This window comes from Pseudomonas asuensis (assembly GCF_014646755.1).
In the GTDB taxonomy this organism is placed as follows: Bacteria; Pseudomonadota; Gammaproteobacteria; order Pseudomonadales; family Pseudomonadaceae; genus Chryseomonas; species Chryseomonas asuensis.
Genome location: NZ_BMNW01000004.1, coordinates 421,944 through 442,156, shown reverse-complemented (window position 1 = coordinate 442,156; position 20,213 = coordinate 421,944). Strand labels below are relative to the sequence as shown.

General features: G+C 53.2%; 14 protein-coding genes and 1 pseudogene. 9 read left to right on the top strand and 6 right to left on the bottom strand.

Features of this window, described 5'->3' with window-relative positions:
• Nucleotides 1–35 precede the first annotated feature (35 nt).
• Nucleotides 36–1,247: a YeeE/YedE family protein gene (locus IEX86_RS11570; RefSeq protein ID WP_188866265.1), complete on the bottom strand. Its 1,212-nt coding sequence runs from the start codon at nt 1,245–1,247 to the stop codon at nt 36–38.
• 247 nt (nt 1,248–1,494) lie between these two features.
• Between IEX86_RS11570 and IEX86_RS11565 the strand changes: the two genes are divergently transcribed.
• Nucleotides 1,495–3,501, top strand: a complete 2,007-nt coding sequence (locus tag IEX86_RS11565) for a putative bifunctional diguanylate cyclase/phosphodiesterase (RefSeq protein ID WP_188866264.1) — start codon at nt 1,495–1,497, stop codon at nt 3,499–3,501.
• A 22-nt stretch (nt 3,502–3,523) separates the two neighbouring features.
• Here the strand turns inward: IEX86_RS11565 and oadA are convergent, their stop codons facing one another.
• Complete coding sequence (oadA, locus tag IEX86_RS11560) at nt 3,524–5,329, bottom strand: sodium-extruding oxaloacetate decarboxylase subunit alpha (RefSeq protein ID WP_188866263.1); 1,806 nt, start codon at nt 5,327–5,329, stop codon at nt 3,524–3,526.
• 11 nt (nt 5,330–5,340) lie between these two features.
• Nucleotides 5,341–6,756, bottom strand: coding sequence for an acetyl-CoA carboxylase biotin carboxylase subunit (locus IEX86_RS11555; RefSeq protein ID WP_188866262.1), 1,416 nt, complete (start codon nt 6,754–6,756; stop codon nt 5,341–5,343).
• Nucleotides 6,757–6,909: 153 nt separating this feature from the next.
• On the opposite strand from IEX86_RS11555, the gene IEX86_RS11550 reads away from it, so the two are divergent.
• Complete coding sequence (locus IEX86_RS11550; RefSeq protein WP_188866261.1) at nt 6,910–7,863, top strand: LysR family transcriptional regulator; 954 nt, start codon at nt 6,910–6,912, stop codon at nt 7,861–7,863.
• Here IEX86_RS11550 and IEX86_RS11545 read toward each other — a convergent pair.
• The 3 genes from IEX86_RS11545 to IEX86_RS11535 all read right to left on the bottom strand — a co-directional run bounded on the left by IEX86_RS11545 (nt 7,835) and on the right by IEX86_RS11535 (nt 9,229).
• Entirely contained in the window at nt 7,835–8,026 is a 192-nt protein-coding gene (locus IEX86_RS11545; RefSeq protein WP_188866260.1) for a PA3496 family putative envelope integrity protein, read from the bottom strand. The genes IEX86_RS11550 and IEX86_RS11545 overlap by 29 nt on opposite strands.
• 108 nt (nt 8,027–8,134) lie before the next feature.
• Complete coding sequence (gene hexR / locus IEX86_RS11540) at nt 8,135–9,013, bottom strand: transcriptional regulator HexR (RefSeq protein ID WP_188866259.1); 879 nt, start codon at nt 9,011–9,013, stop codon at nt 8,135–8,137.
• 48 nt (nt 9,014–9,061) lie between these two features.
• Nucleotides 9,062–9,229, bottom strand: a complete 168-nt coding sequence (locus tag IEX86_RS11535; RefSeq protein ID WP_188866258.1) for a hypothetical protein — start codon at nt 9,227–9,229, stop codon at nt 9,062–9,064.
• Nucleotides 9,230–9,413: 184 nt separating this feature from the next.
• On the opposite strand from IEX86_RS11535, the gene IEX86_RS11530 reads away from it, so the two are divergent.
• The 7 genes and pseudogenes from IEX86_RS11530 (at nt 9,414) to trhP (ending at nt 20,175) form a co-directional block, all read left to right on the top strand.
• Nucleotides 9,414–9,932 carry an Hcp family type VI secretion system effector gene (locus tag IEX86_RS11530; protein ID WP_188866257.1) on the top strand — a complete coding sequence of 173 codons (519 nt, stop codon included), beginning with the start codon at nt 9,414–9,416 and terminating at the stop codon, nt 9,930–9,932.
• Between the two features lie 232 nt (nt 9,933–10,164).
• Complete coding sequence (locus IEX86_RS11525; RefSeq protein ID WP_188866256.1) at nt 10,165–12,225, top strand: type VI secretion system Vgr family protein; 2,061 nt, start codon at nt 10,165–10,167, stop codon at nt 12,223–12,225.
• Nucleotides 12,215–12,955 (top strand): DUF4123 domain-containing protein, encoded by a 741-nt coding sequence (locus tag IEX86_RS11520; RefSeq protein ID WP_188866255.1) that lies wholly within the window; start codon nt 12,215–12,217, stop codon nt 12,953–12,955. The genes IEX86_RS11525 and IEX86_RS11520 overlap by 11 nt, the downstream gene beginning before the upstream one ends.
• Nucleotides 12,952–17,883, top strand: coding sequence for an RHS repeat-associated core domain-containing protein (locus IEX86_RS11515; protein WP_188866254.1), 4,932 nt, complete (start codon nt 12,952–12,954; stop codon nt 17,881–17,883). The genes IEX86_RS11520 and IEX86_RS11515 overlap by 4 nt, the downstream gene beginning before the upstream one ends.
• A 2-nt stretch (nt 17,884–17,885) precedes the next feature.
• Nucleotides 17,886–18,302, top strand: coding sequence for a hypothetical protein (locus tag IEX86_RS11510; protein ID WP_188866253.1), 417 nt, complete (start codon nt 17,886–17,888; stop codon nt 18,300–18,302).
• A gap of 34 nt (nt 18,303–18,336) precedes the next feature.
• Nucleotides 18,337–18,660 carry a hypothetical protein gene (locus tag IEX86_RS11505; RefSeq protein ID WP_188866252.1) on the top strand — a complete coding sequence of 108 codons (324 nt, stop codon included), beginning with the start codon at nt 18,337–18,339 and terminating at the stop codon, nt 18,658–18,660.
• Between the two features lie 131 nt (nt 18,661–18,791).
• Nucleotides 18,792–20,175, top strand: a pseudogene (trhP, locus tag IEX86_RS11500) (prephenate-dependent tRNA uridine(34) hydroxylase TrhP).
• Nucleotides 20,176–20,213: the final 38 nt, after the last annotated feature.

Here is a 20,213-nt window from a genome sequence, read left to right as displayed (position 1 = left end):
GGCCCCTAGGGGCCCTTTTTGTTTTCACCTGACGCTTAGCAGCCGGTCAGCTGGGTAGCAGGACGTTCACCCGGGAAGAAAACGGGTCGAATACGTACACCCACACTATTACCGATAAAGGCTGCCACCAACCACAGCCAACCGTGCAGACTGCCAGACGCGATACCGCTGAAGTACGCCCCGATATTGCAGCCATAGGCCAAACGGGCACCGTAGCCTAGGAGAAGGCCGCCTATTACAGCCGCTACCAGCGAACGCGTTGGAATCTTCAGGCTAGGCGCAAAACGACCGGCCAGACCCGCAGCAATCAGCGCACCAAGGATAATGCCGAAGTTCATCACGCTGGTAATGTCGAACCATACAGGCTGGCTCAAGGCATTGGCGTTAGCCGGTAATTGCCAGAAATCCCAGCTGGCGACATCGATGCCCAACAACTGGGCACCTTTGGCACCCCAAACCGCAAAGGCCGAGGTAATACCCCATGGACGGCCTGCCAAAGCCAGCGTACAGAAATTCAGGATAGCCAGTGCAATCGCACCCCAGACCAACGGCCATGGCCCGCGCAGGAAGCGTGCAGCACCCTGATGCTCGTTAGGTACAGTTGCTTCCAGGCTGCCATAGCGACGACGCTCCAGGCGTACGGTCATCCAGGCAATGAAGCCAAACAGCGCCAGGCTGACAGCTATACCGGGTATGACGCCCAGGCTGGTTACCAGGGAGATTTTTGGCAACGATGGCAGTGCGAACCACCAGCCCAGATGATGCGTGGCAATGACGGAGCCAATAACAAAGAACAGCAGCGTTACCAGCATTCGTGCATTACCGCCACCAACCGTAAACAGTGTGCCAGAAGCACACCCGCCTCCCAATTGCATGCCGATACCAAAGATAAAGGCACCCACTACAACAGACGTTCCTGCGGGTGACACCAGACCCGTAACGGGCTGGCCAAACAATGTACCTGCACCCAAGACTGGGAAAAACAGCACAACAGCGATGGCCAGCATGAGCATCTGAGCGCGCAGACCCGCTCCACGTCGGTCACGAATAAAGACACGCCATGCCGACGTGAACCCAAAAGCAGCATGATAAAGCGTCAGTCCCAGCGCTCCGCCCAGAATAAACAGCAGCGCTTGCCGTCCGCTGACAGCCATATCCAAAAACACAGCGCCTAGAACCACCAGCCCTAACGCCACCATTGGCGTTGTGATCTGGCGAGGTGCTGCGGAGGTAATAGAAACGCTCATTGAGAATCCTCGACGTCATTAAGCCTGACTATTTTAGTCAAGAATTAGCGCGATACCAATATCAAAATGTCATATTCACCATTAAGACGGCTATTAGTCCGCTGGTCCGGTGGGAGTTACTGGACGTGAACTATTTCGCTAAATTTAGTCTTTTAGTGATGGCAAAAAGCTACTTCACTAAAAGGTCAGGGTGCTACTTACTATGAGTTCGACCGTGACCTTCGCACTATTCCAAACAGGTTCTGGCATGACCCTACCCACCGATCTTGGCAAGCAAATCGAGATAGATATTGCTCATCCGTCTCGTGTGCTGATGTTTAGCGCCATGGTCGAAAATCGTTACCAGGACGACATTCACAAGCGACGCAAGCGGCATATCTACCGGTCACATGTGACTGCGTTCTTTGCCTATAACAGTTTTCTGCTATGCGAATGGCTATTACTGAAAGACATCTTCTTTCAAGCCATTCTGTGGCATTTTCTTTGCGCTTCGCTTCCCACACTGGCCTGCCTTGGCATATTGAAGAAAACCACTTCTTATCGGGTTCGGGAGCTGTGCGCCTGGCTACCATGCCTCGCCGGGTTCATTGCAGCAGTGGCAATTATCCTGTCTTCTTCATCACCAGACAGAGCCTTGTGTCTGTTCTCGCTTCCCCTGATCCTGATCTATGCCAATAACACCGCAGCCTTACCTTTCCGGTATGCGCTGCCCTTCATGATACTGGTGCTTCCCGTCATCATAGGCTGCGCCTTCACTGTAAGTACGACCTTTCCCCAAGGGCTGTTTACAACCTGCATAACCATAGTGACGGGTGCTTTTTCCCTGCTTGCTAACTTCTGGCTGGAGCGCTCAGAGCGTTACTCCTACTTACTTAATCTCAGGGAGAAGCTGCGTGTTCAAAGCCTTTCTAGTACGAATCGTACCTTGCAAACGCTTTCAGATACGGACTCGCTGACCGGTATCGCCAACCGCCGATACTTTGTTACGCAGCTGGATGATCTATGGAACCGTTACGAAGCAAGTGGCGTTCCTTTTTCCTTGCTTATCCTGGACGTTGACCACTTCAAGCGCTTCAACGACTTGTATGGGCACCCAGCAGGTGATAACTGCCTGCAATGCATTGTTTCTGCCCTGCGTGAACAATTGCGTGAAGTTGACCTGCTGGCTCGGTATGGAGGTGAGGAATTTGCCGTCCTCTTGCCTAACTGCACACTGGAGCAAGCCCACGCTACCGCTGAGCGCCTGCGTGCCGCTATCGAATCTCTGGGCATCCCTCATCAGGCGCGGGGCGATGAATTGCTGATCGTTTCTGTCAGCATTGGTGCAGCGTGCAGCGACCAGGACTCACCTCAGCCGGACGACCAGTCACAACTGATTGAGTTCGCGGACAGGGCTCTTTACCGAGCCAAGCGATCGGGGCGAAACCAAATTGCCCTTGCTTGCCGTGCGGACAGCCAGGTTTTTGAAATGGCCGATGGGTTCCCGGAGCTGAAGCCAGCCGACCTGCGCCACGCGCTGGATGAGGGCCGACTGTACATGCAATATCACTCGATCCATGAGTGCCCAAGTACAGAGGTTGTTGGCTATGAAGCCCTGCTCCGCTGGAATGATCCAGTACGCGGCCTGATATCACCCGACTTTTTTATACCCTTGGCCGAGCGAAGCGGATTTATTCTGGAATTGGGTGAATGGGCATTGCGTACGGCTTGTCGGCAGGCCGCTCAATGGCCAAAAGCCTATTTCCTTTCAGTAAACGTCTCGCCTCTACAGTTTGCCGACCCAAACTTTGCCGCGCGCGTAGCTGAGATTTTAAGAGAAACCAAGCTCACACCTGCACGACTGACCCTCGAATTGACCGAAGGTGTCCCGTTAAACATCACCCCGCAAGTGCGCGAAACCTTTGCTACATTGCAAGGCTTAGGTGTCTGCTTATCGCTGGATGATTACTGCACCGGGCATTCCAATATCGCCTATCTGTTGGCCCTACCGTTCAATACCGTAAAGATCGATTCTTCCATCATTCAGGTAGAAGACGCCGATAAACGTCGGGCATTACTCAAATCCCTGGTCGACATGAGCCGGGCGTTTGGCGCCAAGATCATTGCTGAGGGTATCGAGACCCAAGAGCATCTGGATCTACTGTGCGAACTGGGCTGCGACCTGGCTCAAGGCTTCTTTCTGGCAGAGCCGCTGTTACCTGAAGCCCTTGCACATCAACATGTCACCTGGACGGCGAAGCGGGCAGTCCTCTAAGGCCGCCCACTCCACCGTTTGTTCAGGCTTCGATCTCGACCAATACCTCACCTGGATTGACGCGATCACCTTTTGCTACGTGCACCGCCTTTACCGTACCGTTGATAGACGCCTGGATCTCCGTTTCCATCTTCATCGCCTCGGTGATAAGTACCGCCTGACCTGCCTTGACCACATCGCCCTCCTTCACCAACACATCGACAATATTGCCCGGCATGGTCGTACTGATATCCCCCGGCGCACTCGCCTGCCGACGCTTACCGTCACCGCCCGAGACATAGCTATTAAGAGGCTCGAATACGACCTCTTCCGGCATGCCGTCGATAGACAGGTAGAAATGTCGTTTGCCTTCACCCTTCAGGCCAATACCGGTAATGTCTACTCGATAGCTTTCACCATGCACATCGATAACGAACTCGGTGGGTACCCCCTCCTGCGCCAAAGTTGTGCCGCTACCGTCAGGGATAGGTAACAACGCCTCTGGTTGCAACGTTCCGGCAGCACGCTCCTCCAGAAACTTGCGCCCAATATCCGGGAACATAGCAAACGTCAGTACATCTTCCTCACATTGGGCCAGATCACCTGCCTCTCGACGCAGATTATCAAGCTCTGGCTTGAGCAAGTCGGCTGGCCGGACTTCGATCACCTCCTCATTACCAATGGCCCGCTTGCGCAACAATTCGCAGACCTTACCAGGCGCCTTGCCGTAACGGCCCTGTAAGTACAGCTTTACCTCGTTGGTGATGGTCTTGTAACGCTCCCCCGCCAGGACATTGAAGAACGCCTGAGTGCCTACGATCTGCGAAGTTGGCGTCACCAGCGGTGGAAAACCCAGGTCTTCGCGTACTCGCGGGATTTCCAACAGCACATCGCTCATGCGATTGAGCGCGCCCTGCTCGCGCAGCTGGTTGGCCAAGTTGGAAATCATCCCGCCCGGCACTTGATTGACTTGCACACGGGTATCTACGCCAGTGAATTCACTTTCGAACTGGTGGTATTTCTTGCGAACGGCATGGAAATACAGACCAATCTCCTGTAACAGCTCAAGGTCCAGCCCAGTGTCGTAAGGCGTACCACGCAACGCGGCGACCATAGACTCGGTTCCCGGGTGGCTAGTACCCCAGGCCAGGCTGGAAATGGCAGTATCGATATGGTCCGCTCCGTTCTCAACCGCTTTGAGTTGGCACATGGCAGCCACACCGGCCGTGTCATGAGAGTGGATAAACACCGGCAGATCCAATGCCTCTTTCAATGCCTTTACCAGCTCACCCGTGGCATAGGGCGTGAGCAGGCCGGCCATGTCCTTGATTGCAATAGAGTCCACGCCCATGCCGGCCATGGTGCGCCCCATCTCGACAAACGCCTCAACCGTGTGCACCGGGCTGGTTGTATAGGCAATGGTGCCCTGAGCGTGCTTGCCGCTTTTCTTGACAGCCTTGATAGCCGTTTCCAGATTGCGTACATCGTTCATGGCATCGAAAATCCGGAAGACATCGATCCCGTTTTCCGCCGCCTTGGCCACAAAGGCCTCGACCACATCATCACTATAGTGGCGATAACCCAATAGGTTCTGCCCCCGCAACAGCATTTGCAGGCGGGTATTGGGCAAGGCGGCCCGCAGTTTACGCAAACGCTCCCACGGATCTTCTTTCAGAAAGCGCACACAGGCATCGAACGTTGCACCACCCCAGACTTCCAGTGACCAATACCCGACCTGGTCCAGCTTGTCGCAAATAGGCAGCATATCTTCCGTACGCATGCGCGTTGCCAGCAGGGATTGGTGGGCGTCACGCAAAACGGTATCGGTAATAAAGATCTTTTTGGACATTCTTGTTTTCCTCACAGGCCGGCATGGGCGGCGATGGCAGCCGCAATGACCAAGGCCAGTTGCTCGGGGTTGCGCTTGATCGAGTACTGCGTCAGCTCCGGGTGGCTTTCCACAAAGCTCGTGTTGAACTGACCGCTGCGAAACTCTGGGTTACGCAGGATTGCTTCGTAATACGGTGCGGTGGTTTTCACGCCTTGCACCCGCATGTCGTCGAGTGCACGCAAACCTCGCTCCAGCGCCTCTTCCCACGTCAGCGCCCAGACAATCAGCTTCAAGCACATGGAATCGTAAAACGGCGGGATCACATAACCCGTATAGATGGCCGTATCCGTCCGTACACCCGGACCGCCAGGGGCGTAATAACGGGTGATCTTGCCAAAGCTGGGCAGGAAATTGTTTTTAGGGTCTTCCGCATTGATACGAAATTGCAGCGCAAACCCGCGATGAATGATGTCTTCCTGCTTGACCGATAGCGGCTGCCCGGAGGCGATACGGATTTGCTCGCGAACAATATCGATACCGGTGATTTCTTCGGTAATCGTGTGTTCAACCTGCACTCGGGTATTCATCTCCATGAAGTACACCTCGCCTTCTGCGAGTAGGAACTCCACAGTACCGGCATTCTCATAGCCCACCGCCCTGGCGGCGCGTACGGCCAGATCACCGATATAAGCGCGCTGCTCTGGAGTCAGTTGCGGGCTGGGGGCAATTTCGATGAGCTTCTGATTACGGCGCTGGATCGAGCAGTCCCGCTCGAACAAATGCACGGTATTGCCAAAGCGGTCCGCCAGAATCTGCGCCTCGATGTGCTTGGGATTGACGATGCACTTTTCGAGAAATACTTCAGCACTGCCAAACGCCTTGGTCGCTTCGGAAATCACGCGGGGATACGCCTGCTCCAACTCCTCACGACTGTTGCAGCGGCGAATACCCCGGCCGCCACCTCCAGACGTAGCCTTGAGCATCACCGGATAGCCGATACGTTCCGCCTCACGCAGCGCCTCATCCAAATCGGCAACGTTTCCTTCGGTACCCGGCGTGCACGGCACACCAGCCGCCATCATGCTGCGACGCGCCTCGGTCTTGTCTCCCATCCGCCGGATCACTTCAGCACTAGGGCCGACAAATTTGATCCCGCGCTGCGCACAAATCTCTGCCAACTCAGCGTTTTCGGATAAGAAGCCATACCCTGGATGTAAGGCATCACAACCGGTTTCAACCGCCAGGTTCACAAGTTTTCGGGGGTTCAGATAGCCTTCAAGCGGGTCATTGCCGATGCTATGTGCTTCATCGGCCCGTTTTACATGCAGCGCATGGCGGTCAGCCTCTGAATAGATAGCTACCGAGCGAATACCCATTTCGGCACAGGCACGTACGATACGTACCGCAATTTCGCCACGATTGGCGATGAGGATTTTCTTGATCACACGCCGGCCTCTTGAGCGAGATAGGATGCCCTTTTGGGCATTTGTTCTTGTTCGCTCTAAAACCTAGACGCCTATTAGGATTATGGAAAATCAATAATTATTAGCGTATCTATAAGGTATTACTTATAGGTAAAAGAAGAGCCCAGCCCAGCCATGCGTAAACCCTTGATGCGTATGACATTACGCCAATTGCAAGTCTTTGAGGCTGTTTGCGAAACGCGCTCCTACAGCCGTGCAGCCGATATCATGGCGTTGACCCAACCTGCTGTCAGCTTGCAGATACGTCAGCTGGAAGAGCTGCTTGGTCAGCCTTTATTTGAGTACAGCGGCAGAAAGCTGTACCTCACCGAAGCGGCCGAAGCCTTGTTACGTGCAGGGCAGGATATTTTCGGGCGCCTCAACAGCCTCGATATGCAACTTTCCAATCTCCTGGGCTCGCTTCATGGACAACTTCGCCTGGGCGTAGAAACCAGCGCGCAGTACCTGGCCCCTCATCTGTTTGCAGCGTTCAAACAACAGCATCCAGAAGTCAGTGTCCATCTCTGCGTAGGCAACCACGACCACATGCTCAGGCGGCTTTCTGAAAACCGTGATGAAATCGTAATCATGTCCTTGGTGCCTTCCGATCGAGATCTGGAGTTCCTGCCTTTTCTTAATAATGAAATTATCGCGTTGGCCGCACCGGAGCACCCCGCTTGCCAATCCGGCAGCCTGACCTTGAAAGATTTGAGCGCCTATCCACTGTTGATACGTGAGTCCGGCTCTAGTACACGAAAAGCTTGTGATGAACACTTCAAGCAAAAGCGTGCTCATTTTTCCGATATACAGGAGCTGACTTCACTGGAAGCCATACGAGAAGGCGTTATTGCAGGGCTGGGCATTGCTTTGCTCCCGCGGCTGGCAGCTTATCGAGAGCTCAACGCTGGGCTACTGTGCGAGCTGCCCGTGCAGGAGTTACCGCTCTATCGTAGCTGGTGTGTAGTTCACCCGCGTAGTAAACGCCTGTCCCCTGTGGCACAGGCGTTTTTTAACTTCATTCGGGAAGAACGGAGTCGAATCACCGCATTAGCCGAACGGATCAGTGGGCTGATACCTGAGCGCTCATGACCACAGGGGCGGAAAGCAGCTCAGGATAATCCGTTAACTCCTGCTCTAAACGCAGCTGCTCGTTACGATCCTCAATGGCACGGCGAAAAGCCATGCGACGTTGATCAGCCAGTTTGCGGCGAGTTTTAGCATCGAGAAAATCGCTGTCCATACGCATGGCCATACCGTATCTCCCAAGCAAAGGTGGAGCCTTTAGCCTGCTCAGGAAAGATGACGGTTTGGCGAAACCTTGGTTAAGCTTAAGGGACAGCCGAAGAGCTGCACCTGATCATCAATGCGAGTCGCGCTCGTCCTGATGCTTGATGCTCTTGGGCGACAACCGCAGGCTTCGCAGGCTGCGCTTGACGCCCTTAAGGTGATTAACCAGCGTCGGCCCACGAGACATGGCCACACCCATTGCCAGCACGTCGATAATGACAAGGTGTGCAATACGTGATGTCAGCGGTGTATAGATCTCGGTATCTTCCGGTACATCAATGGTCAGGCTGACATTAGCCAGTTCCGCCAGGGGTGTCTGGCTCGGACAAATCGTGATCAGCTTGGCGCCGCTGTCGCGTACCAGATTTGCAGTAATCAGCAGATCCTTGGAGCGGCCAGACTGGGAGATACAGATTGCTGCATCTTCCGGCGTCAGTGTCGCCGCCGACATCGCCTGCATGTGCGGATCGGAATAGGCAAAAGCGCTGAGCAAGAGGCGGAAAAACTTGTGTTGGGCATCCGTCGCCACAGCTCCAGAAGCGCCAAAGCCATAAAACATAACGCGCTTGGCCTTGGAAATCTCCTCAATAGCCTGTTCGAGCGCCTGCATATCCAGCCGCTCGCGGATATCCATCAGCGTATGCAGCGTAGTGTCGAAAATTTTCAGACTGAAATCGACAACCGAATCGTTCTCGTGGATAGCAAACTGACCAAAGCTTGCCCCTGATGCAAGACTCTGTGCCAAACGCAGCTTCAAATCCTGGAAACCATCGCAGCCAATAGCACGGCAGAACCGTACGATCGTAGGCTCGCTGACGCCCACCTCATGCGCGAGATCCGCCATCGAGCTGTGCATGACAGCCGCCGGATCCAGCATGACGTGTTCAGCCACCTTGAGCTCAGACTTGCGCAGTAAATGGCGCGACTGGGCGATATGTTGCATCAGGTTCACAAGCGGCACTCAACTAGCAGAGATAGAAAAACATGTAGTGATACGTCTTTATACTACATCGGCACCAACGCATTCATTTACTTCGTATTTTCCGTGATAAACACCGTGGTATGAAGGCTTCATCCATAGCGCAACTTTTAGCACACCCTCTTTAGCCCAGAAGCTCAAAAGACGCACAGACAAGGCGAAAACAGTAGCTTCCTTGCCATTGCGCAAGATTTTCTCCTCAGTGCGCAAAAAGCTGCGCATCTTTATGCGACGTCTTTCACAAAAGCGATCAACCCGTTCTTAATAAAACTATAAGCTATTGATTTAAAAGGATTTTATTTTTTTGGCATAGTGTTTGTATTCTTAATGGCTCCCGGGCCAAGAGGCCCACTATTCAGGCAAGGAGAGCATCATGCCAACACCCGCGTATCTGTCCCTCGAAGGCACCAAGCAAGGTCTGATCACTGCAGGCACCTTCACGGAAGACTCCGTCGGCAACATCTTTCAGGAAGGCCATGAAGACCAGATTCTGGTTCAGGCTTTCAACCACCAGGTCATCATCCCGCGCGATCCGCAGTCCGGTCAGCCGACTGGTCAGCGTGTACACAAGCCGCTGATGATCACCAAGGTCTTTGACAAGTCCTCCCCCCTGATCTTCAACGCACTGACCTCTGGCGAACGCCTGAACAAGTGCCGTCTGGAGTGGTACCGTACTTCTGCAACGGGTACTCAGGAGCACTACTTCACCATCGAGCTGGAAGACGCCATCATCGTTGACGTGCAGTCTCGCATGCCGAACTGCCAGGACCCGAACATGGCTCACTTCACTCACCTGGAAGACGTGTACTTCACCTACCGTAAAATCGTATGGACTCACGAAGTATCCGGTACTTCCGGCTCGGACGACTGGCGCTCCCCGATCTCCGCTTAATAGAGCGGCGATCGTCTAACAGGCGCGACTCAATATCGGCTTCTGATCCCCTCCAGAAGCCGACTGGTCAGAAAAAGACTCGGGTCACTGCCTGCTAGCCGCTTGAGATGGCAAAATAAGCCAAGCGCCATGATTTCTGGCATTGGCTCATCCCATACCAGTACGGTTAGCCCTTTCGGCCAGGTCTCCTGGCCGAAATTGTTTTCGCAACAACCTTCTGGAGGAACACGGAATGTTCAACCCAGCGAATACTGCTCATTTTTCGCTATCCATTCACGGATCGACCTCAGAAGGAGAGACGCCTGACTTTCAGGTCCTGAGCTTTACAGGACAGGAGTCGATCAGCCAGCCCTTTCGCTTTGACATCGAACTGGTCAGCGAACGGCCCGACCTGGACCTTGAGGCCCTGCTGCATCAGCGCGCCTTTCTGGCCTTCTCGCCCAACGGCAGCGGCGTTCACGGCCAGCTCTACCAGATCGGCCAGGGCGATGCCGGCAAGCGCCTCACCCGCTATCATGTCGTGCTAGTGCCGCGTCTGGCCTACCTTGCGCACCGCACCAACCAGCGCATCTTTCAAAAGCTTACCGTCCCGCAGATCATCGCCCAGGTGCTAGAAGATCACGGCATCCTGGCGGACGCCTACCGCTTCCAATTGGGGCCTACGGTCTATCCGCCTCGTGAATATTGCGTCCAGTACGATGAGACTGATCTGCACTTCATTCAGCGGCTCTGCGAAGAGGAAGGTCTGCACTACCACTTCGAGCATACCCAGGATAACCACGTCCTGGTGTTTGGCGATGACCAAACCGGCTTTCCCAAGCTCACACCACCGACTGCTTATGTACAGGGCTCGGGGCTTGTAGCAGACGAGCCGGTAGTCAAGCGCTTTGGCGTACGCCTGGAAACGCGTACGGCTCGTGTCTCCCGCCGTGACTATGACTTCGAGCAGCCACGCCTGCGCATGGAAGCGGCCTACAAGAGCGAGGCCAAGCCCGACCTGGAAGACTATGACTACCCGGGCCGCTTCACCGATCGCACCCGCGGCAAGCATCTCGCCCAGCGCGCCCTTGAGCGTCACCGCAGCGACTATCAGCTAGCCGAAGGCGAAAGCGACCAGCCCCAGCTAGTTAGTGGTCATTTCCTGGAGCTGTCCGAGCATCCCCGCCGCGATTGGAACCAGCTATGGCTACTGACCGGCCTCTGGCATGAGGGCAAGCAGCCACAGGTCTTGGAAGAGTCAGTTACCAGTGATGTGGACAAGCACGACGGCTTTACCCAGGGCTACCGCAACCGCTTCACAGCAACACCCTGGGACGTACCCTTCCGTCCTGCGCTTGAACACCCTAAGCCCAAGATCCTGGGCAGCCAGACCGCTGTGGTCACTGGACCCAAGGGCGAAGAGATCCACTGTGATGAATACGGTCGGGTCAAGGTACAGTTCCACTGGGACCGTGAAGGCCAGGCCAACGAGCAGACTAGCTGCTGGTTACGCGTCTCCTCCAGCTGGGCGGGTGATCGTTATGGCGGTATCGCCATCCCCCGCATCGGCATGGAGGTATTGGTCACATTCTTGGAAGGAGACCCGGACCAGCCCCTGGTTACAGGCTGCCTGTTCCACATGGAACATCATGTTCCCTATGACCTGCCGGCCAACAAGACCCGTAGCGTTTTCAAGACCTTAAGCACACCCGGCGGTGGCGGCTATAACGAGCTGCGTATTGAGGACAAGAAAGGTCAGGAACAGATCTACATTCACGCCCAACGGGACTGGGACGAGAACGTCGAGCACGACCAAAAGATCCGCGTAGGACACGAGCGACACGACATCGTCGAGGCTAACAGCTACACGGAGTACAAGGCCGAGGAACACCGCACCACGGATGCGGACCGCAAGGTTGAGGTCAAGACCAACGATCATCTCACCGTCGGACAGAACCAGCATATCAAGATCGGTACGGGTCAATTCGTCAGTGCGGAGCAGGAAATCCACTTATCCAGTGGTTTGAAAGTTGTCCTGGAAGCTGGCAGCGAACTTACGTTCAAGGCCGGCGGCAGCTTCATCAAGCTGGACGCCAGTGGCATCACCATCGTCGGCCCAACGGTTCGCATCAACTCTGGCGGCAATGCCGGCAGCGGAACCGGTGCCGCTCCTCTGCTGCCGGGTCCTGTAAAGCCAGCCGACGCAGACAAGGCAGGTGCCCTGCTAACACCTGCACAGATCAATACCTTCAAGCGTAACGCACCCTTCTGTGAAGAATGCGAAAAGTGCAAGGAGGGATTCTGTGCACTCTGATAATTCGCTTACCCCTCAAGAGTGGTTGACTCAACACTCGGCTGATAACTCATCCCTTTATGTCGTGATGAGTAACACCAGCGATGCCAATCCACTGAAGGCCTATTACGAAGCGCATGAAGCTTTTGTCCCTCTGCCCATTTGGGAAGGTACCCCCTACGCTGGCTGGCAGCCGGTCATGCCTTACTTGGGTAGGCTCAGCCCAAACAGCACATTTCTAGAGTGGGCAGCTAAGGAAAAACATAAAGATTGGGGATGGCTAGCCCTATCCACGCATGAGCCAGCGGCTATCGTCGAGCATCTCAAGAGTCTGACTAAAGTCTTTATGCCGGACGGTAGCGAAGTGTTTTTTCGCTTTTGGGATGGCCGGCATCTAGTGCCTGTAATTCAGACCCTGGATCAGCAACTCTCTACGGTATTACCTTGCTTCGATCAGTATTGGATTAATCAATTCAACGCCAGCATAGCCTCAAATACTTACCAAACTGCTCGAACATACCCTTGGTGGAGCGTACCTCAGGCGGTACTTGATGCATTACATGAAAACGATGCCTCTACGCTGATCGATAACTTGATGCAGCACATTCAAGAAAACCACCCAGACATTTACTTCAAATTTCCAGAAATCAATCTTTTACAAAAGATCAAACGCTTCGTTCAGCGCCAGGGAACAGACATGGACGATACGGCGCAACTTATCGCTCAACTTGAAAAGGATGCTTCGCTATGAGCGCTCTGCTCGGCTCGTTCTCATTTATTGGTTTGGGTGCCGAGTCACCTGATGCAGACAAAGTAATCTCTGAATTCAAAAGCTGTTTGGGCACCTATAAAGAGCTGGCTGAAAGTTTTTGGACTGGCTGGGCATTGGATGCCGATCAGACATTCAAGATTGGCGATGAGTTAAGCGTTAGCAAGGGCAAGGACTACACTTCCCCTGTTACAAGCTACGCAACGTGCCCGCTGAATGGAGAGTTCACGTTAGTTCATGCTTTTGAAGCCGCCCGCTTTGTTCCCATCGGCAATACACCCGTACGACTGGAACCTGTTACGAAAGCATGGAGCGGAGATGAGGTTACAGGACCTGTCATTAATGATGAAATTGGTCCAAGTGGCATTAAAGTCATTTCTGGCTGTAAGCGTGGACAGCTCTATCGCATTACGTTTTTTCCGAATGTAACGAAGGCTCAGGTAGAAGCCCTATATGGCTCTTATCAAGGTGTTATCCAAAAGCTTGCTGCCTGGCTTCAAAGCGAATGGACCAATCAATTCCAGCCCTTATGGAGCACCTATCAAAGCGCTAACTCGGGACAACGTTTAAAACTTCAACTGGAGGCTGCCCTAGAGGGCTTTGAGCATGCACTGCTCTCGCTCTGGGACGACATAAAGTCACTTTTTCAGTTGATTGCTCATCCTTATGAGAATGCTAAAAAGCTCGCTAAATACCTGAGCCCAGACGAGCTGAAAAAGCTCTATACCGCCTCTAAGGAATCGCTAAGCACAGCCTTACTGATCGCTAGTGATGAGCCACTAATGTTTATTTACGTGGCGGCAATTGTTAGCTGGGTCAAGCTGTTACCGCCTCAGACATGTGTTGAAGTACTGGCTCAATTTACTGGCGAGCTTTTAATCAATATTGTCGTCGGGATTATTTTGAGCGGCGGTGCGGGGCTCGCAATCCGCGTTGGCACCAAAGCTTTGGAAACACTTAACTCCGGTAAAGCGACCGCTTTAATCAATAAGCTTGCTAATACGTTAATCACCGCAAGTCAATCCCATGCCCTGCCTATACATGCAGATACCCTAAAACCTTTAGCTACCCATGGTGAAATTAGCGGGGCGAATACAGCCCGTAAAATCAACGCCGAGGTAGCGACTGCAAGTAAAAGACCAACCCCAGCCGATACGCCGAGCCAGACAATTGAAAATGCCTCGACAGCAAGTCGAAATAAGACTCGGCGTCAAACGCGTCTGTCTCGTGAAGAAAAGGTTGATGACGTCTCCAAGCCGGCTAAGGATCCTAACGACAAACCTTCGCAGGAATGCGCCAAAACCTGTACTAATGGCTGTCCGGTTTCCATGGTTACAGGTGAGGAGTTGCTTACCCTGACCGATGGAGAGCTGGATGGGGTGCTCTCCTTTCCCTGGTCTCGCCTCTATCGCACCAGTGCCGTTGAGCACAATGTTGGCTTGGGCTATGGATGGAGCCATAGCCTGGCCCACCGGCTAGACATTCAGGGCGACACGGTTATCTGGACAGACCATGAGAATCGCCGCACCGAGTTTCCACTACCAAGCCAGCAACGTCCTGCTATTACGAACCGGCTTTCCGCTGCAGCGATCTATCTTGGCGAGGACCCAAGCGAGCTGGTTCTTGCGCAGGCGGGCGCAACGCCTCACTTTTATCACTTCCGCCGGACAGGTCAAAGCGCGCGTCTTATTTCGATAAGCGACACATACAACAACGTCTTACGTATTTCTCGCGATGCGAGAAACCGTATTGTTCGCCTAACGAACACTGCGGGTCGCGCGCTGCGCTTCACGTATGAGCACGCCCATATCGTAGCGGTTGATTATCAGGTCTACCGCCCTGCCGATAATGAAGAAGCGAGTTGGCATACCGTTCAAACCCTGGCCACCTATGGATATAACGCCCAAGGCCAACTCCTGTCTGCTACGAACGCGGCAGGTGAAAGCGAGCATTATCGCTACAACGATCAGCACGTTATCCAGGAGCGTCAACTGGCGGGCGGAGCGGCGTTCTTCTGGGAATGGGAAGGCGAAGGAAAACAGTCCCGTTGCGTCCATCACTGGGCCAATTTTGCTCAGATGGATACACGTTACGTCTGGGAAGACAACGGTACCGTTACCGTTCATAACTCAGACGGCAGCCAACAGGTCTACCAACATGATGAAAACGCTCGCCTTGTCCAACAGATCGATCCGGACGGTGCCAAGCATCACAAGGTATACGATGAAAAAGGCCAGCTGATCGCCGAAAAGGATCCGCTAGGCGCTATCACTGAATACCAGCATGACGAGGCGGGTCATCTCATTGCTGTCATCCCGCCTGAAGATGAGCCTACCTATTACGAATACCATAAAGGCTTCGTACGCACGGTTAGCCGAGGCAAGGCTGTCTGGAAATATCGGCGTAATGCCCAAGGTGACATTACCGCTCAGACGGATCCAGACGGCAACACCACTCACTACCACTATGACAGCCAGGGCAACCTGCTCAGTATTCAACATCCTGATGGTAGCCGTCATGAACTCACCTGGAATCCCCAAGGCCAGCTGATAGAAGAGTTGCTACCCGACGGTGGCAAGCGCCGCTATCGGTACGATGCGCTTGGCCGCCAAATCACTCGACAGGACGAATCAGGCGCTGTTACCCAGTATCAATGGGACGCCGTTGGCCGACTCAGTCAGGTTACGCTGCCAGGCTGTGGAACGCGCGCGTTTACCTACAATGCGTACGGCAAAATAACAGCCGAGCGGGATGAGTTAGGACGCGTTACCCGCTACGAATACGCGGACAACCTGCACCTCGTCAGCTGCCGAATCAACCCTGATGGCAGCCAGCTGCGCTATCGCTACGACAATGCTCGCCTGTTATTGACAGAGATCGAAAACGAGCGCGGTGAGCACTACCAACTCGATTACTACCCCAACGGCCTAATTCGAGAAGAAACAGGCTTTGATGGCCGTACAACAGCCTATGCCTATGACCTTAACGGCCATCTGACAGAAAAAACGGAATTCGGCGAAGATAATAGCCAGCTGGTTACCTGCTACCAGCGTGACGCAGCTGGGCGGCTGCTCGTTAAAACACTTCCTGACGACCAGAAAATCCATTACGCCTACGATGCCTTTGGCCGGCTGGTCAGTGTAGATGACGGCCAATGGCCGCTCGCTTATGAGTACGATCTTCAGGATCGCCTTATTACCGAGCATCAAGGTTGGGCAACGTTCCGTTATCAATATGATGCCCTTGGGCAGCTCAGCCATTGCCGCTTACCCGATGGCAGCCTGCTTGATTACCGCTATCGTAATGGCGGCCTGCTAAGCGCTATTGACCTGAATGGTCAGCCACTAACGGCCCACCAATACCTACCGGGCGGACGTGAACAATACCGCCAGCAAGGTGCACTGCTCAGTCATTACCACTATGACGAGCAAGGCCGCCTCCAAGCCCACCGCATCAGCCAACAGGAACGCAGCGTTTATCAACGTCGCTATGCCTACGATGCCAACGGCAATCTCGCTGCGATCGAAGACTCCTGCAAAGGCAACAAGCACTTCCATTATGACCCGCTGGATCGACTGATAGCGGTTCGGGGCGATTTGCCCGAGAGCTTTGCCCACGATCCCGCTGGTAACCTGCTTAGCCAGACGGGACAGGAAGGCGCACGCCTCGCCAATGTCAAAGGCAACCGTCTGTTGATGCAAGGCGATAGCCACTACGATTACGACGCCTATGGCAATCTGACTCGTGAACGACGCGGCGCAGGTCAGCGACTGGTCACTGAATACCGCTATGACAACCAGCACCGCCTGATTGCCGCGACACTCCCTGACGGGCGAATTGCCGAGTACCGTTACGACGCCTTTGGTCGACGCATCGCCAAAACTGTTGATGGCCAAACTACCGAGTTTCTCTGGCAAGGCGAACGGCTCATCGCCGAAAGCGGACAAGACCATTACCGTAGCTATATCTACGAGCCCGGCACGTTCCGCCCCTTGGCGATGCTGCACGGTGAAGGGAAAGCAGCCGAACCTTACTACTACCAGCTCGACCACCTCGGCACGCCACAGGAGCTGACCAGCACAGCGGGTTCTATCGTCTGGTCTGCCAAGTACCGCGCCTACGGTAACGTGGCCAAACTGGAAGCCGCCGAACTGGAAAACCCTTTGCGTTTCCAGGGGCAGTATTTTGACCAAGAAACCGGCCTGCACTATAACCGGCACCGCTACTACAATCCCAATACGGGCCGCTTTCTGACACCCGATCCGATTAAATTAGCGGGTGGGTTGAATAACTATCAGTATGTGTCCAACCCGACGGGGTGGGTGGATCCGTTGGGGTTGAATAATTGTCCTGGTATAGCAAGTTGCTCCACCGGCACAGCAGAAATTCCCACTGCTAAAGTAAATTCAGGAGAGCCTAACGCCCCCAGCCCTGAGCACACACAAGAAGAACGCCAATCAAAGATAGAAAGATTATCTGAGGCTAATGCTAAACGTCGTGTCGAAGAGTATGAAAAAAAATATGACATGCATACTATAGGTAAGCATGGTCCTGAAGTTCCTAGAGATAAGCTCAAACAAAGAGCTATTGACGGGTCTGATCCTATAACCGGAAAAGCTCCAAAAAAAGCGAAGGGCAACCCAAGCTCTCAGTTTAAAAATTGGAAGTTACAGCTACATGCTATTAATGAAGCCTTAACACGTGAAGCAAGAGGGCTTTCAAAATTCACTGGTCAAGATATGAATGAAAATCCTATAGTAAGGATTGAACAAGCTAGCTCAGGACATGGCTATAAACCAAATAAAAAGGATTCTAATAACCCACACGAGATTAAAAACATGGATGGTGCAGAGATAAAATTTGATAAAGAAGATCATGACAGACCTTTTACCGCTTATCCTATAAATTAATTATGCTTAAACATCCTTTTTTAGAAAAGCCTTATGTCGCTAATATTAATTCTTTTTTAGGAGGCATTGAAATATACGATAGAGAAGAGACGTTAGGGGAGGAGTTATGGAAATATGATCCAAATAAAGACTCTGATAGAGAAGAAATAATAAAAAAATATATTCTTACCAGCTTAAAATACCTGTCTTATAGACATAAACTTGTTCTTTTAGAAAAGCTAGGAGAACTATTGTCTATTGAAAGCCACAACTTTAGTTCTTATTTTGAGTACCTAGAAGAAGAATACAGATCACTTGCCTGGTATGCAGATGAAATCGTTGATCCGAGAGGCTTTTTCTCAAAGATTTATGAAATTGCTAAAATAGTGTGGAAGGAAGATCTTATAAAGGCAGAGTCTGAAGATCGCTCCACATGGTAGTTAATGTTTCACAACCCGATCAAGGAAGATAAAGATGCTCTTAATATGGCAAGGTTTTGGTTTTTTAGTCGTCATCATTCCCCTTTTTGTGGCCTTGATTGGCTCCTTACTAGGTGGCTTTTTAGGCGCGAGTAATCTCATCGTTTTTCCGCTAACGCTACTTGCATCTGCTATGGCCGTTTTTTATTTCGGTAAGCAACTTAATAGCCGTCCGGGAAAGATCCTGATTGGTCCAGAAACCCGGCAAACCGTTGAGCTGCGTAAGCGCCACACCTTGTTCTGGATTCCGATGCAGTATTGGGCATTCCCGTTGGGAGTACTCGGATTTGTAATGCTGCTGGGCAATCTAGTCGCTTAATCGCATTCAAGTAAGGGTTCGCCAAGCGTTAGCGAATCCTTGCTACGAACAGCATCCCTAGGTTTATAGACCTGGATCAATACCGTCCACAGTCTGCTCTCATAAGCTCATGGTTTTGAAGTCGCTACTCCATGGGCATCACGCATTTCTTCAAGCCCGAACTCCTCTCCCCTGCCGGTACGCTCAAATCCATGCGTTACGCCTTCGCTTATGGAGCGGGTGCCGTCTACGCGGGGCAGCCGCGGTATAGCCTTCGGGTCAGAAATAATGAATTCGACCATGAGCACCTCGCGCTGGGCATTAATGAGGCACATGCGCAAGGCAAACGATTTTATGTGGTGGTCAACATCGCGCCACACAACGCCAAGCTGAAGACGTTTCTCAAGGATATCGAGCCCGTTATTGCCATGGGCGGGCCCGGATGCGTTGATCATGTCAGATCCTGGCTTGATCATGCTGGTGCGTCAGGCATTCCCTCAGATGCCGATTCATCTGTCAGTACAAGCCAATGCGGTGAACTGGGCGAGCGTGAAGTTTTGGGAGAGCCAAGGTCTGTCACGCGTGATTCTGTCCCGAGAACTGTCGCTGGATGAGATTGAAGAGATCCGCCAACACGTACCGGGAGTGGAGCTGGAAGTGTTCGTTCACGGTGCGCTGTGCATGGCTTATTCCGGACGCTGCCTGCTGTCCGGCTATATCAACCGGCGCGACCCTAATCAGGGCACCTGCACCAACGCCTGTCGCTGGGAGTACAAGGCTCATCCAGGGAAAGAGGATGCATTAGGCGCTATCGTGCAGCATCATGACCCCATCGCAGCCAATTTGTCGGAACCAACGTTAGGCTCCGGTACGCCTACAGGTGAGGTTTTCCTGCTGGAAGCAGCAGGCCGACCGGGTGAGTTGATGGAGGCCTATGAAGATGATCACGGTACTTACATCATGAACTCCAAGGATTTGCGAGCCGTGCACCATGTTGAGCGGTTAGCGAAGATGGGAGTGCATTCACTCAAGATCGAAGGCCGGACCAAGTCTCATTACTACGTGGCACGTACGGCGCAGGTCTATCGCAAGGCTATCGACGACGCAGCGGCGGGCCGCCCTTTCGATAAATCCTTGATGGATACCCTGGAGTCATTGGCTCACCGCGGTTACACCGAGGGTTTTCTGCGCCGCCATGTCCACGACGAGTATCAGAACTATAACCAGGGCTATTCAGTATCCGAGCGCCAGCAGTTCGTAGGTGAATTGACCGGTGAACGTCGCAACGGACTGGCTGAAGTGATCGTAAAGAATCGCTTCGACTTGGGCGACTCTATCGAGGTCATGACGCCTAACGGCAATCTGAGCCTGTCAGTCGAAGCGATGGAAAACGCGCGCGGCATCCGCCTGGAAACCGCGCCGGGCAGTGGCCATACCGTCTACCTAGCAGTTCCGGAAGGTATTGATCTCCGATATGGATTGTTGATGCGCAACTTGGAAGCGGGTACGACCACGCGAAACCCGCAATTTCGTTAAAAAAGCGGCCGGTTCGCGCATGAAGCTGACCAGCCGCC